This is a genomic window from Methylicorpusculum sp., from assembly GCF_030651835.1.
In the GTDB taxonomy this organism is placed as follows: Bacteria; Pseudomonadota; Gammaproteobacteria; order Methylococcales; family Methylomonadaceae; genus Methylicorpusculum.
The window spans coordinates 1-14,579 of record NZ_JAUSBX010000028.1 but is presented as its reverse complement, the minus strand read 5'-3'; the positions used below and the strand labels follow the sequence as shown (position 1 = coordinate 14,579).

The following is a 14,579-nucleotide window of genomic DNA, read 5'->3' as shown; positions in this document are numbered from 1 at the left end:
CGCAGCAATATTGAAAAAGCGTTTGGAGATGCGGACATAGCGCTCGATGTTACCTTGGCCGCGGCCGATTCCGATGTGATTAAAACCTATGTCCGCCTGGGTTTTGGGGTTGGCATTATCGCCGGCATGTCCTATGAGGCAGGCAAGGATAAAGATTTGCTGGCCCTGGACCTAAAGGGCTTGATACCCGAATCGACAACCAAGTTTGCTTACTTAAAACACAGCTATTTGCCGTCTTATTCCCGGTTTTTTATTGAGCAGTTAGTGGTCACTTCAAACGCAAACTGAGATCAAATTGCGGTAAGTTAATTTTGACGAAAGCCATCTTGGCTTAGCTTGATGGATGGCGACAACTATCCTGACACAGGGGGTTTCCGGGCGGGCATGACGGGCTTATGAATTTAGCTGAAACAGCTCGCTAATCAGGAAAAAGATTGTAATATGTTATAATATTGCATAAATTATGACTCAACTCCAATTCCATCCACTTTCTTGATTATTGGCAAAATCCGCTTAAAAGCTAAATTAAGTGCTGATTTGTAAGGCAGCCAATCATTTCAATTAATTTACTATCCAGAACCATGAATCCTAAATCCTGTGCAATTTTATTTTTATCTGCCGGAACTGCCAGCATTCCAGTTAACGCGGATGACCATAAACCGATTGATTTCGGCAAAATGATCATCAGCACGCCACTGCCGCAGTCAACCTCAAATACCGCTCTGCCCGTCACTGTATTATCAGGCGATGATTTAAGACTAAAAGCAGGCAGTACAGTGGGTGATACGTTAAAAAACGAACTGGGCATTCATAGCCAATCTTTTGGTCCGGGCGTAGGCCAACCGGTCATTCGGGGCCAAAGCGGATCACGGGCGCAAGTCTTGCAAAACGGCTTGGGCAGTCTCGATGCTTCGGCCTTAAGCCCTGATCATGCCAACAGTACCGAAGCGTTTTGGGCTGATCGCATTGAAGTGTTAAGAGGCCCTTCGACCTTACTCTATGGCGGCGGCGCTATCGGCGGCGTGGTCAATGTCATCGATAATCGTATACCCGACAAAGTGCCGGAACGGCTGATAGAAGGCGCAGCCGAGCAACGCTATAACTTTGTCAACGAAGGAAAAACCAGCGCCTTTAGGCTGGACGGTGGCAAAGACATGTTCGCGGTTCATTTTGACGGCATGTTCAGAGAATCTATACCCATGCAAATTCCAGGTCTTGCCATTGATGAATCGAAAGAAGCCGCAAGTCATGACGATCATGATGCCGAAGAAGACGTTTTCAACAGCCGGGGCCGCTTATTAAACACCAACAGCCGGACTTATAGCGGTACAGCGGGTTTCTCGCTAATAGGTGAAAAGGGCTTTATCGGTTTTTCGGTCAACTATCTGGATAACAATTACGGCGTTCCTCCCGGCGCTCATGGACATCATGAAGAAGAGGATGGCGACCCTGAAGAACATGGTGATGAAGGACCTGAATCGGTGCGTATCGATCTACAACAAACCCGTTACGACATGAAAAGCGAAATCAAAGACCCGTTTGCATTCGCCGATAGCTTGCGCTTGCGTCTCGGTTATAACGATTACCAACATGCCGAACTGGAAAACGGTAAAACCGGCACGGTCTATACCAACAGAGGCTTTGATAGCCGGGTTGAATTAATACAAAAGCCCTGGGCGTTTTTCGATCACGGGGTTGTAGGGGCACAAACCAAAAACAGCGAGTTTGAAGCAAAAGGTGCTGAAGCGGTTGTGCCGCGTTCCGACATTAACGGCTACGGCATTTTTACCGTCCAGGATATTCATACCGGCCCACTTACCTTTGAATTTGGCGCCCGAGTAGAACAACAATTCATCGACGCCGATGGCCGAAAATCCTCTTCTCACACCCCAGTCAGCGGCTCAGCCTCCGCGCTTTGGAATCTAACCGATCAGGATTCGGTCAGTTTGTCATTCACCCGGGCACAGCGTGCACCCGATGTTCAGGAGCTTTACTCTGACGGCCCTCACCTGGCCACGCAAAGCTATGATATCGGCAACGAGAACCTGATTGAAGAAACCGCGCACAATCTGGAATTAGGGTTTCATATCGATCGAGAATGGGCCAAACTGGATCTTAACCTTTATCAGAACTGGGCCCAGGACTACATCGCCAGAATCAATACCGGCGAAGAACAGGATGACTTACCGGTTTACCGGGCCGGACAACGCGATGCCGAATTTCAGGGTTTTGAAGCGCAACTGACCGTTCCGCTGCTGGATACGCATTACGGCAGTCTGGATACTCAGTTTTTCGGCGATTACACGCGTGGACGCTTTACCGATGGTTCGGACGTCCCGAGAATGCCGCCGCTGCGTTATGGCATGCAATTAGGCTGGACACATCAAGTTTGGGATACCAACCTACGCCTCACCCGCGCGGAAGAACAGGACAAGCCGGGTGAAAACGAGACGGAAACAGACAGCTATTGGTTATTAAATTCGACGACCAGCTACAAAATAGCCGCAGGCGAAACCACCGACTTCCTGATGTTTGTCAAAGCCAATAATTTACTGGATCAAACCATTCGCCACTCCGTTTCCTACTTACGCAATACAGCACCGGATGCGGGAAGAGCGGTTGAATTGGGTGTTAGGGTTGTTTTCTAAAAATCAGTTGAATGGTTGAAAGGCGTCAGCCTGACCGGGATTGCCGGGATTGCCGGGATATTGAACACAAGGACGTGCAACAGCCTTTCCCATCCCTGGATACTGGTTTCCGGCAATCCATGCCGGAAAGACGTTAACTTTTAACGCAACCCTTGCTAAAAATTAAGCTTTTGTTGTCCCGCTAAACTTTTCAGACCTCACACTTAAATTGACCTAACCGCGTTAATGAGTATCCTTACTGCTGAATCGTCTGAAGCTTTTTCTTAAAAGATGCGGAATCAGCAGCCTTATTGGCATTTTGAGCGCATGAGATCGAATGTAAATTAACCAACGCGCAAAACCGGTCCACCTATCATTGCAACTGGCATGATTCGGCATTAAAGCTCTTAAAAACAGGAAATCCATAAAAGCTCTTCGAACGCGGCCTGTTAAATACTTTTCAGACTGATCCAATACTGACTGGGGAACCGGCGTATCCAAAATGGCATGCGTATAACGTAATGCATAATAAAGCGGAATACGTTGTTTAAGCTCATCGGCACGCAATAGCAAGGTGCTCCAAAAATCCGGGTGCGTTGCAAATTCTTTGAGCAACAAATCCAAATCCGACAAATCCCTGAAACCCTGTTCCAATTCACCCTCATGAAAAAGATGGGTTGCGCTATGCAAAATCCGGTCTTCAGGCGCCAGAACCCAGGTATTGTTTTCACCCGTCTGGACGATATTGGCCAGTAGTTTTTTACTATCGGGGCAAAATTTGCAGGTTTTAGGCAAAATATTATGATGAACATCAAGGGTTGTTTGCCGTTTTAAATGCCTCATCGGAGGAATTTCGTGCATCCATTCACGGTAATAGCGTTGATCGTAAGGATCAAAGGTATTGGTCATCCACCCGCCTTTGATCAGGGCTCGCTCAACTTCAGGTATAGCTTTCTCTGGCACCAGAATATCGATATCTGAAAAAAGTCGGCCCTTTCCTGCATGATTGTCGGCAAGATGGTAAGCCGCGCCTTTCAGAAAAATAATCGGTTCATCAATGGGTAGCAAGGCTTTCTCAATGCATTTTATTTCCCATATCAAAGATAATTTGAATCGTTGAGCATGAATCCACGCAGACTCCAAATGCATTCTAGGCTTATCCGGAATGGCATCGAAAAGGGCACTTTCCTTGAACATTTCCGCCAATCGGACTAAAACATTGGCTGAACGTGCCTGGCGTATCAACAAGTCCCATTGCTGCAAATGATAATCTTCAACGCAGTGCGGATTAATAAATACATCTCTTAAAAAAGCAGCAACAGGCATTCTCATCAATCAGTCAACTGTGTAAAAAGCTGAATTGCTTCAGTCAGTTGACTGTATTCAAAAGTGTAACAATCACATTGATCGATCAGATTACCCAATACATCAAACCCTTGAGAACCAAGCACGTTGTAGTTAAAGCAATCTTCCGCCGCACGCATCATGGATTTACCTTTACTCAATTCCAGCAGCTGAGTCTCTGAGGCTTCTTTGTACTTGGGAAATATCAATTTGGTAGGCTTTGCAGGCATAGCTGACTGCTCAATGCTAGCGTTGGGGGGACGCAGATGTCCGACTGTGCCTTTGGCCGTATCTTTGACAACTTGACCAATAAACGCTTGGTCAGAGAAATGATGAATAACATCAATGGACTGATTTTTAAGGCTGATAGGCCGAGGTACAGGGTGAACCATTCCGTCGACTGTTGATATAAGCGTCATCTCGTCGGATAACAAACGCCAACCGCTTAATACCAATGCTGCACATAAAGTGCTTTTACCGCTACCGGGTGTTCCCGGAAATATAAAAGCCTGACCGTTTCGTTCCACGACAGCTGCATGAATAATCAGATACTGATTGGAATGATTGGCGATACACCAGTTGAGACCCCATTCAAACATCGCAGCGGCTTGATCATAAGGCAAGGGTTTAAACGGCACATGACCATCAAATGAAAAACTGACTTGAGGCCTAAATAATCGGCGGGCCAGTGAAGGAGCATTCAGTTCAACGTGAAAGTCAATAAAGTCATCGTCGTGTAGTAGCTCAAAATCACCGTAAAGATTAATCAAATGCTGAGTGACATTATCAATTGATGAGGTCAAACAAATGTGGAAGCCACCTATTTTTAATTTAATGCCTAAGTGATTTCCCAACGATTGTTTTAACGTATGCGTTGATAAGGATGACAGTTTCAATTGAGCACGTTTTCTTCAAATTCCAGCACATTGAGATATCGGCAGTTGCTCAAAAATAGCTTAAATCCATCCTCAAGTTCGGCGGGAGACTCAAAATTAAATTGCTCAGCAAAAAAGTCTTTACACTCAGCTTGAGACCACCGGTTATCGCAAAATTTCTGCAGCATATTTCCGAAGGCATCGTCTACTAAATGAGTGTCACCAGTCAAAGGATTGTAAACAGCGCACTCATCAAACCAGTATCGAAACCTAATTTGACTGTCATAAGATACAAATTGAAAAAAAAAGTTTGGAGCCAATTATTAAACTCTCTCTAAGTTCCAGTTGATTTCAGAAAAGTGACAGCATCGCCTATAGTAGGAAAGGCAGCACTGAAATTACCTGACCACAAGCCAAGAACTTGTTGTGTTGTCAAAACATAATTTGCTACTGACTGAGCATTAAGATAAGCGGCTGCGAAGTTTCCTAAATAGTCATCGGTACATAAAACTTCTCTTATTGATTTGCTGCTTGTCGACGAACCAGCATAGCCACTATTACTTACAAAAACCTGGTTAAATAATTTCCCTTTGGACCATTTGGAGGGATCAGTACAAGGGGAAGTAGGAGTATTAGGGGTTTGGTACTCACCGTATATCAAAACTTGTGTTCCTTTCCATGTCCAGGTCTTCTGATTTTGAGTTGCGCTCAATATCGGATCTAACCAATAGGTTCTTAAGTTTCCCTGATTACAACTTCCAGTGCCAACCTGCGACATATTCCCGGAAAGCTGTTGAGACAAACATTGCGCGCCGAAAACCGGCCGACTCGCCAATGTAGCAATAACAGGTGTAGCTAGACCGGCTTTTGTAAAAGACCGCCTTTTCTTATCAACATCTTGTTTTTTATCAGTAGTAATATCTTGATTTTTCATAGATTGTGCCTGGAAGTAGATAAAACAATTTTGAAAGTGGTTGAATTCTACCAAAGCATCAATCTAAAGTATATTGCACGTTAGTACGCTCCAGCATATATTCCATCTTAATGCTTGTAAGTAGACGTCACTTTTCCATTAATTACCATGTAATTTATGCTGCCTTAATCCGATTTTTCAAAACAGCCTTCAGAGATTCATGATTCGGCAAGTTATTGCTGAGTGAAGCCGGAGGACTCATCACCCATTATCAACCTGTTCAGCGTCAAAGCACTGATTTACAATTCCCCCATTTTAAAATTACTGCCATTAGCGGATAACTTATGAACACATTAGAGGCGATCAAAGCACGTAGAGCGGTCAAGCTTTATGATGCGAACCATCGTATGACCGATGATGAAATTAGCGGTTTGATGTCCTTAGCCATGCTTTCGCCCACCGCTTTTAATATTCAACACTGGCGTTTCGTTGTCGTCAAAGATCCTGAATTACGCAGCCAAATCAGAGCGGCGGCTTGGGACCAGGCGCAGGTGACTGATGCTTCGTTATTGATTGTGCTATGTGCCGATTTAAAAGCTTGGGAAAAACAGCCCGAACGCTATTGGGCCAATGCGTCAAAAGAGGTTCAGGATTATCTGATTCCCGCTATAGACGAATACTATCGCGGCAAAGAGCACGTCCAGCGCGATGAAGCGATGCGCTCCTGCGGCATTGCTGCACAAACACTGATGTTGGCCGCCAAAGCCATGGGTTATGATTCCTGTCCTATGGACGGATTTGATTTTGATCAGGTCGCCAAGCTCATCAAGCTACCCGATGACCATGTTATCGCCCTATTCGTAGCCATTGGCAAGGCCATCCAACCGGCAAAACCCAGAGGCGGACAGTTAAGCAGGGAAGAGGTGGTTTTTACTGATACTTTTTGAAAAAAAGCCCGCAAGGGAAAGTGAATAGTTAACGTAACTGTGTGTAGGATGTGCTGAAAAGCGTGAAGCGCATCGTTCGCGAGCGATGCGCTTCGTTACTCAGCACATCCTACTTCTTATTTTTTTATTTTCGAGGCAATTCGGCGACTTGATGGTAAGGAGCTCGTGTTTGACGGTTGATTTATTCGCCCTTACACGGCTTCAGGCTCAAATACATTTTGCAACACACTCATCCCGTTAGGTTTTTTAACCATTTGCAATTGCGCTTTTATCCGTTTGTGAACTGCTTCGACATGGGAAATGACACCGACCATTTTGCCTTGAGTCCGCAAACCCTCCAGAGTCGAAATGACGATATACAGCGTTTCGGCATCCAGACTGCCAAAGCCTTCATCCAAAAACAGCGATTCAACCGAACGTCCATTGCTGGCCAATTCGGATAAGCCCAGCGCCAAGGCCAGACTGACTACAAAACTCTCGCCGCCGGATAGCGTTTTGGGGGCTCGGCGGGCGTTTTGCTGATATGTATCTTCAATTTCCAGTGCCAAGCCCTGCTCGCTGGGCATTTGTCTCAGATAAAAGCGGCCGCTGATTTTTTCCAGCATCAGATTAGCCCGGGTCAACAATTGTTCGGCCATTTTATTTTGTACTTTGCGTCTGAATACGGAGCCTTGTTCTTGCTCCAGCAACTTCACTTCGGCCAGACTTTCTTTGACAATTTCTTCCTGGGCAAGCTGCTTGGCGGATAATACTTCATACTTTTGCATCATTTGAAGCTGCCTGCCCAGCAGTTTTTCCAGATGCGTTATTTCGTGCCCGGTGATATCGATTTTCTCGGCGATGCCGCCCAACTCTTTCAGCAACTCATCATCCGTTAATCCGGTCATTTCATAAGCACGCTCTGCGTCCACTTGTTCCTGCAAACGAATCAGCTCGGCTTCTTTCTGACTCAACTCCATTGACAAGGCATTGAGCCGTTGCTCTATTTCGGGTCTGCGGGCCAATAAATGCTGAAGCGCAATCACCTCGGCAACCGTGTTATAGGCCGTTCCTGCGAGTTCATTTTGCAGCTGATTTATTTGATCCGTCACCTGTTCAGTCAATTGATTTAATGAACGTTCCTTTTCAGCTCTCAGTTTTTGCTTTTCCACCAAAGCCAAATGGAGACCGGCGGCTTCTTCAAACTTCAAGCGTAGCGATGTTCTTTCCAGCTTTTCAGCCAATTCAGTTATTTTGGCCTGACAGAGGCTCATTTTTCCGGTCAAATCGGCAATTTCGTTGTGCAGATTCTTCTGCCGCAACGCATAGCTTTGATAATCCTGGCGGCGCTGGTTCATACGATCAAAAAACAGGTCTTCCTTACCCTTTGCAGGCATAGTCTCTCCGACCAAAGCCAGTTGTTCCAGTACCTTTGTCGTTAGCGCTTGCTCGTCGGCCTTGAGCTGGTCCAGCGTCTGTTCCAGCTCTACGACTTCTTGAGGCCGGTTCTGACGCTGCATTTCAAGGTTTTCTATGCCTTGTTGCATTTGTTCAATAAAACTTTCACGCTTGGCAATCAGCGATTTAATTTGCTCAATCTGCTTGAGTTGACGACGATAGTTTGCAGCCAGGGCATTGATATTTTTAAACTCGGTAACTTCCGTCTTAAGCAAACGCCTGATGGCTCGGCTGTTGTCAATATTCAGATCTTCGCTGGCCGCATTCAGGCGATTACAAAGCGTCAGCCAACTAGCCCGTATTTGCCTGACTCTTTCTCGGTTGACTTTACTGTTTTCGTTTTGTTTGGTTACGGCTTTGATTTGCTGACTAAGACGTTCCGATCCTGCCAGTAAAGCCTGAATTTTAGCGCGTTGGTCAGCCAGCGCTTTTTTTGAATCCCCATAAACGGGCGGTTTGTGAGCATAAGGATGATTAACAGAACCGCATAGCGGGCACGGTTTGCCATCGACCAAATGCTCTCGATCGAACGCCATTTTTGCTACCAGTGCCTCGTTGGTAACGGCGGCTTCCAAAGCTTTTCGGATATTCTCCTCTCGCTGTAAATCGTCCTGATACCTTTGCAATTCAAGTTCAAGTTCATCTGAGGATTGTTCTTCCTTGATCCTGAACAAGCCGAACAAACTGAAGCCCGAGCGGGTCAGCCGAGCATGTTCCTGGCTGAGTTTGTAAAGATCACCAAAATCCTGAATTCGCTCGCGTTGGTCAGCCAGTAATTCCTCCAATTGCGTGACATCGTAACCGGAGGCGATTTTCTCCAGTTGATTTTCATAATTTTGGAGTTTGATTTTTAATTTTGCAATGGCACGCGAAGTGGAATCGATTGCCTGTTTGTTTTTACCCAGTTGCCTGGCGGAATTTGCCGTCAGTTTTGCCGTAGATTTGTACTTGTCATTCAATGAACTCAGCTGAGTTCTAAGATTTTTTAATTTTCCCGTTTCCGGAAAATTATCGATCAGATTGACATCGACGGCATGCTCACTCAGCCAGTTATCCACCGTGACCAAAACCGCCTGTTTCTCGTTCAACTGGAGATTCAATGAGTCCAGTTGCAAGGCTTCGGATTGTTTTTCAAGCCTATACTGCTCAATAGCTGACCTTTCCTCTGCTATTGCGGCTTGTTGATCCTCAAAAGAAATCGCTTGTTTCTCTGCCAGACGACCGGAGTCAACCGATGCAGTGGCAAGCAGGTCAGACAGCTGTTTAATTTCTTGATCATAGGCGGAAATAGCAATACGACATGATTCAATGGCCTTTTGCTGTTCCTCAATGGCAGTGCACGCATCTTTGTAAACTGAAACGGCCCGATTTTGTTCTATTTGCTCAAGTAATTGCTGCTGCTCGCCAAGCTGAACATTCAGTTTTTCTTTCTCGACACTTAAACGCTCAAGTCGATGTTCTGATGATGCCAAAGATTGCAGCCAGGCTTGCTGTTTTTTAAATTCGGCTTGTTGTTCTGTCAATTCACCCAATTGATCTTTGAAATCGTGCAAATCATATTCGTAAGCTTCCTGCTTTTCGGCTGGCAGCAGATCAAGCGCTGAAATTTCCTCATTGAGCAAGGCCAGCGTCGCTTGTTCCTGCTCAGCTTTATTGAAAATAGCGTTTTTGTAATCGGTATAGATGTCGGCACTGATGATTTTTTCGAGAATATCCATACGCTCATTATCCAGCGCATTCAGGAAAGCGGCGAAATCACCTTGAGCCAGCATGATGGAACGGGTGAAGTTGCGAAAATTCATTCCGGTGATTTCAGTCACCTGCTGACAGACCGAATGCTGCGTTTCAGCCAAAAGCATTTCCTGCTCTTCGTCATAACGTATCAGCTTCATTGTCGGCGCCATTATGCGGCCTCCCGCGTCTTGCTGTTCCCGTTCAACCATCCATGTCGCTTTATAAATCTTTTGGTCAACTGAAAATTCAACCGATGCGAAGCTCTCTGCCGTATGACGTGTCATCACATGCTGGGCAGGTCGGTCAAAACGGAAAGTTTCACCGTACAAACTTAGGGTAATCACATCCAGAATGCTGGATTTGCCTGATCCGTTAGGCCCGGTTATCGCAAAAACCCCCGCCTCATTTAAAGGCGCGCACTGAAAATCAACGCGGTTTTCGCCCTCTAAGGAATTAATATTCTTAAAGTGAAGTGTAAGTATTTTCATTGATTGGCGGCTTTGTCCGGCACCCGGGTTAGTTTTTTAAACCCGGGCATTATAGCGCCCTAAGGGCTTTTTTTCCTACCCGGGGTTTAACAACAGCAATTATGAAAGAAAGGGCTAAGGACGCTTTTTGAGGATGTTGGCAACAGGGATGTTGCTGTCAAGCCCCCGAGGAAGGGGGTACGGCATTCCTCAAAAGGTTTTTCCCAGTCCAAAATGACACTGAAAGTATCAAACTGAGAATTTGCTGGTTTAACAATAGAACTCGTTTGTCTGAGCCTTTATGAAGAAGACCTATCAAGATTTTCCTTTCGATGAATCCACGATTACTTTAATCAGGTTACCCGGATCATAATAAAACCCCCACTAAGCGTTTAAGCAAATCTTCCAGGGAAATCATTGTCAAGGTCAAGGGGAGCACAGGAGCCAGAACTGTAATAGCGGTTTGTAGAACAACTGTTTTACTGAACGGAAACGGCCGCATGGTCTGCACAATGTCAAAACTTCCGGCCAAATCGTTCAAGGATTGAATATCGCCGCTACCGACCAGAGCCTCATCCAGCGGTGCACCGCCGCGCAGCCATTTATCCTCAAATTCACGAACGTAGCGGTTCGCCAGTGCGCCATACTCAAGCAATCCCTGCCTTTTGACCTGTGCGAGACGAGGCGCGAATACGCACAAAGGACCGAGTACGAGTATCAAGAAAAAAGCCACACCGGCCACGATCTCGGGTTTAAAGTCCAATAGCGTTTTGCCTTCATGAAAAATCTGGTTGGCGATCAGTCCTGCCAGCAAACAGCCTTGAGACAACAGCAAGGGCATGAATGCCGCGGCACTTCCCCCGAGAAACCCGAGTCCTGCTGCACGATCTGGATGCGTAGGAACAAGATGAAGATCCAGCCGGGAAACCTGCCAAAGAAATCGAGCCCAAATGAAAATGCGAAAAATCCAACGTGCTAACAAGAATTGAAAAACCGGAATACTGACATAGCCAAACCAATACCCTGCCAAAGAATAGTGGCGTTGCCCATCCGTGATCGAGGCATACCAGGTTGCTGACTCCAGCGCTATCTGACTGGCCCACAGGTAATGCGTCACAGTTAGCACCAGAGCAATTAGAATGACTTCGATCGCCACCGAATTGCGCAAACGCATTGCTGAGCTGATCAATGCATCAAATTCCGGGCGAGTTTCAGGCGAAACGATTCTGCGCTCGATAAATTGCTGGATAGTCAGACTCATGCGTTTGTGAACCACGATTTCCGCAACCAACATTAATGGCAAGGCCAGAAGAAATCGAACGTGTACATCCACATCATAAATAAATGGGACTTTAACGGCGCCGCCCAGTGCATCGCCAGCCAACGCAGAAAGAAACAGCAACGGAAACCAGGTAAACAGGGAAATGATGATCACTCTACGTTTGACCAAATCCAGCGTATGGGTCGTTAAGCGGGCACGGATAAAAAGCTGATACAGCGGTCCACCTAAAACCAGGGAAAAGTCATCGGGAAGTGGCAATTTAGAGTTATTTTTCATAATTTCAAGTATTCAGGAGTTAAGCCCAGATAATGAACGATTGAGTATGCCAATAATAACGGATGGTGATCGGTTGATACAATAAACCGCCTGAGTATAAAGATGCTTTAGTAAATTTGTATCATCACAGTCGAAGTCCGGAATGGATTACCTGGCCGGTGAGAGCTCATTAAGGCATGTAATGATCAATGTTCATTAGCCTAGAAGAACTCAAAACGATTGGTGCCCTGCTGTTTGGCTCGATACATAGCCTGATCGGCATGGCGCAGCAGGAAATTTGGATCGCTTTTATCCAGCGGATACAAGGTTACGCCGCTGCTTATGCCGATTTTTACGCTTTGTCCGCCAATGGTATAAGGTTCACTAATGGCATGGTGAATTCGTTGCAGCGCCAGTTCGCAATGTGCCCTGGATTCGATACTGCTCATTAGCAACGCAAATTCGTCACCGCCCAGTCGCGAAACAGTATCACCTTCCCGCAAACAGGATTTCAACCGTCCGGCTACTTCAATCAAGAGTTGGTCGCCCGCATCGTGCCCCAGGTTGTCGTTAACCTGCTTAAAGCCGTCCAGATCCATATAGACCACGCCAAGCATGGTTTTATCTCGCTTGCAATGCGCCAGCGCTTGATTAAAACGGTCGGAGAACAGAATACGATTAGGTAAGTCCGTCAAAGCATCGTAATGCGCCAGTTTTTCCAACTTTTGATGCTGGAGTTTGGCTTGGGTGATATCAGAGAACAGCCCTAAATAATTAACAATTTCTCCATTCTGATTACGCATCGCAGAGATGGTTAGATTGACGACATAAAGTTCCCCGTTTTTTTTCCGGTCCCAGATTTCACCCTGCCAATGTCCGTTTGTCTGCAGGCTGTGCCAAAGTGCTCGGTAAAAATCCTTATCATGACGCCCCGACTTCATAATCCGGTGATTTTTACCGATCATTTCATCGTGCGGATAGCCTGTTATCGCGCTAAAAGTTGGATTGACATCAATGATGGTACCGTCGGCGTCGCTGATAGTAATGCCTTCATGAGCTTCACTGAATACCCTGGCAGCCAGCTGCAGCTTGATTTCGGCCTGCTTGCGTTCAGTGATGTTAGTCAGAATACAGTGAACAATGCTTTGGCCGGATTTATTTTTCTGCAACCGGGCATCGAGAATAACCGTCAGTAGATGTCCGGATTTTCTCGACAGCGAAAGTTCTGTTTCCATTGTGCCGTAGTGATCCAGCATTTGCAGTTTAAACTCGAACACCTGCCGACTCTCAGGTGCCATTAATTCAAACAGCTTTTTTCCCTGCAATTCATCGGCTGTATAGCCAAGCAAAGTGCAGAGTTGCGGATTGAAATCTAGCATGCATCCATGGATATCGAGGGCCAGATAAGCAACAGGCGTATTTTCGAATAGGCGCCGGAACCGGCGTTCACTTTGCTGTAATGACTTGGATAAATGTTGCGCCATGCCTGCATTGCGACGGGCACTGATATAAGCCAGGGTAATGAAAAAAAGTAATACCCCAACCAGCGATAAGGTCGATATTTCTACCCAGGGAGATGAGAATTGCGCGTTTTTTTCAAATTCAGCCAGTACCGTGTAGCGTAGCGTCCAGTAATGGCCGCCCAAATGCAGACGGAGCATTCGACTGGGCGCACCATTTTGCAGGGCAGACAATTCAGACGGATGGATAATTGGCCTGTTGTCGTAGAGCAAGCCGTCGATACTGAGATTATCAGCATCAAAAATCTCCAGATGCAGGCCAAACAGTTTTTTGCCCAGTATCGCATCCAGAAGATCAGCCATCCGGTAAGGGCTGTATACCCAACCGGCCAATGCGGCACGGCGTTGTTCCAACGTTTGCGGAATAGTGCCATTACGATATACAGGAAAATAAGCCAGCATCCCGGCCTGAACATCCTCGCTGGTTTCTTGTAAAAGCGTGACCTTTCCGGTATAGGCCAACTCGGCCCGGTCGCGCGCCCGCTCCATCGCCTTGTTTCGAACAGGCTCAGCAAACATGTCATAACCAAACGCCCGAAGATTACGTCCGGAAAAAGGTTCGAGATAGATGATACTGGAATAATTTTCGCGGTCACCTTCAGGATTGACCTCGTAATAAGGAAAACCTTGTTGACGAATGGTCTCAATGTGATGCTGGAGTTGCGCGCCGGGAATCCATACAGAATACCCCAAGCCCTGCAAGCCGGGATGATTCTGTTCCAGTCCCAGCATGCCGACAAACTGAGCCCAGTCTTGGCGAGTGACGTTATCACTGGCCGCAAACAAAGCGGCAGCACTGACCAAGGTATTTCCATGCAAGGCCATGCGCTCACGAATAATAGTGGTGACGCGCTCCGTTTCAAAATTAAAATGATCCATCAACCGCTGGTGATAGCGGTCATTGATCTGGTGTGTGACCATGAATAACGCCAGCAGCGAAATCAACAACACAATAAAAGCCGGGGAAAAATCCCTGTAACGGGTTAAGGCTTTGTTGCCCACTGTCTTATTTGTCATCGCCCCTCCTGGGTTGATCATTATCCTAAAAAGAGCGGTTGAATCCACTAAGCAGGCGCTGACAGGCATTCCGGCGACTGCAATTGACGCCCCTTGAGATACTTAACCAGCGCTAAACTCAAGATTCGGTACCAGCGCTGGATCGCTGTCAACTGCTCCGC

Annotated in this window: 9 protein-coding genes; 3 read left to right on the top strand and 6 right to left on the bottom strand. The window is 46.4% G+C overall.

Annotated features, from left to right (window positions below; all coding sequences use genetic code 11):
• Positions 1 to 288 (top strand): LysR substrate-binding domain-containing protein (locus Q7V32_RS03570; protein WP_304895611.1); only part of this gene is annotated, 288 nt, incomplete at its 5' end.
• A 293-nt stretch (positions 289 to 581) separates the two neighbouring features.
• A complete protein-coding gene (locus Q7V32_RS03565) occupies positions 582 to 2,648 on the top strand; it encodes a TonB-dependent receptor (RefSeq protein ID WP_304895610.1) in 2,067 nt (688 codons plus the stop codon).
• Positions 2,649 to 2,870: 222 nt separating this feature from the next.
• Here the strand turns inward: Q7V32_RS03565 and Q7V32_RS03560 are convergent, their stop codons facing one another.
• The 3 genes from Q7V32_RS03560 to Q7V32_RS03550 form a co-directional block, all read right to left on the bottom strand.
• Positions 2,871 to 3,959, bottom strand: a complete 1,089-nt coding sequence (locus Q7V32_RS03560; protein WP_304895609.1) for a nucleotidyltransferase family protein — start codon at positions 3,957 to 3,959, stop codon at positions 2,871 to 2,873.
• Positions 3,959 to 4,825 carry an HprK-related kinase A gene (locus Q7V32_RS03555; protein WP_304895612.1) on the bottom strand — a complete coding sequence of 289 codons (867 nt, stop codon included), beginning with the start codon at positions 4,823 to 4,825 and terminating at the stop codon, positions 3,959 to 3,961. The genes Q7V32_RS03560 and Q7V32_RS03555 overlap by 1 nt, the downstream gene beginning before the upstream one ends.
• A gap of 355 nt (positions 4,826 to 5,180) precedes the next feature.
• Complete coding sequence (locus Q7V32_RS03550) at positions 5,181 to 5,780, bottom strand: hypothetical protein (RefSeq protein ID WP_304895608.1); 600 nt, start codon at positions 5,778 to 5,780, stop codon at positions 5,181 to 5,183.
• 323 nt (positions 5,781 to 6,103) lie between these two features.
• Between Q7V32_RS03550 and Q7V32_RS03545 the strand changes: the two genes are divergently transcribed.
• Complete coding sequence (locus Q7V32_RS03545) at positions 6,104 to 6,706, top strand: nitroreductase family protein (protein WP_304895607.1); 603 nt, start codon at positions 6,104 to 6,106, stop codon at positions 6,704 to 6,706.
• Between the two features lie 191 nt (positions 6,707 to 6,897).
• Here Q7V32_RS03545 and Q7V32_RS03540 read toward each other — a convergent pair whose 3' ends face one another.
• From Q7V32_RS03540 to Q7V32_RS03530, 3 genes are all read right to left on the bottom strand, one after another.
• Positions 6,898 to 10,365 (bottom strand): SbcC/MukB-like Walker B domain-containing protein, encoded by a 3,468-nt coding sequence (locus Q7V32_RS03540; RefSeq protein ID WP_304895606.1) that lies wholly within the window; start codon positions 10,363 to 10,365, stop codon positions 6,898 to 6,900.
• 346 nt (positions 10,366 to 10,711) lie between these two features.
• On the bottom strand, positions 10,712 to 11,902 hold the full coding sequence (locus Q7V32_RS03535; protein WP_304895605.1) for a hypothetical protein: 1,191 nt from the start codon (positions 11,900 to 11,902) through the stop codon (positions 10,712 to 10,714).
• Positions 11,903 to 12,102: 200 nt separating this feature from the next.
• The gene (locus Q7V32_RS03530) at positions 12,103 to 14,418 is read right to left on the bottom strand and encodes a CHASE domain-containing protein (RefSeq protein WP_304895604.1); all 2,316 of its coding nucleotides are present in this window, start codon (positions 14,416 to 14,418) and stop codon (positions 12,103 to 12,105) included.
• Positions 14,419 to 14,579: the final 161 nt, after the last annotated feature.

Coding starts and splice junctions, on each gene's coding strand:
- Q7V32_RS03560 (WP_304895609.1), bottom strand. CDS start 3,959: ATGAGAATGCCTGTTGCTGCTTTTTTAAGAGATGTATTTATTAATCCG.
- Q7V32_RS03545 (WP_304895607.1), top strand. CDS start 6,104: ATGAACACATTAGAGGCGATCAAAGCACGTAGAGCGGTCAAGCTTTAT.
- Q7V32_RS03540 (WP_304895606.1), bottom strand. CDS start 10,365: ATGAAAATACTTACACTTCACTTTAAGAATATTAATTCCTTAGAGGGC.
- Q7V32_RS03565 (WP_304895610.1), top strand. CDS start 582: ATGAATCCTAAATCCTGTGCAATTTTATTTTTATCTGCCGGAACTGCC.
- Q7V32_RS03535 (WP_304895605.1), bottom strand. CDS start 11,902: ATGAAAAATAACTCTAAATTGCCACTTCCCGATGACTTTTCCCTGGTT.
- Q7V32_RS03550 (WP_304895608.1), bottom strand. CDS start 5,780: ATGAAAAATCAAGATATTACTACTGATAAAAAACAAGATGTTGATAAG.
- Q7V32_RS03530 (WP_304895604.1), bottom strand. CDS start 14,418: ATGACAAATAAGACAGTGGGCAACAAAGCCTTAACCCGTTACAGGGAT.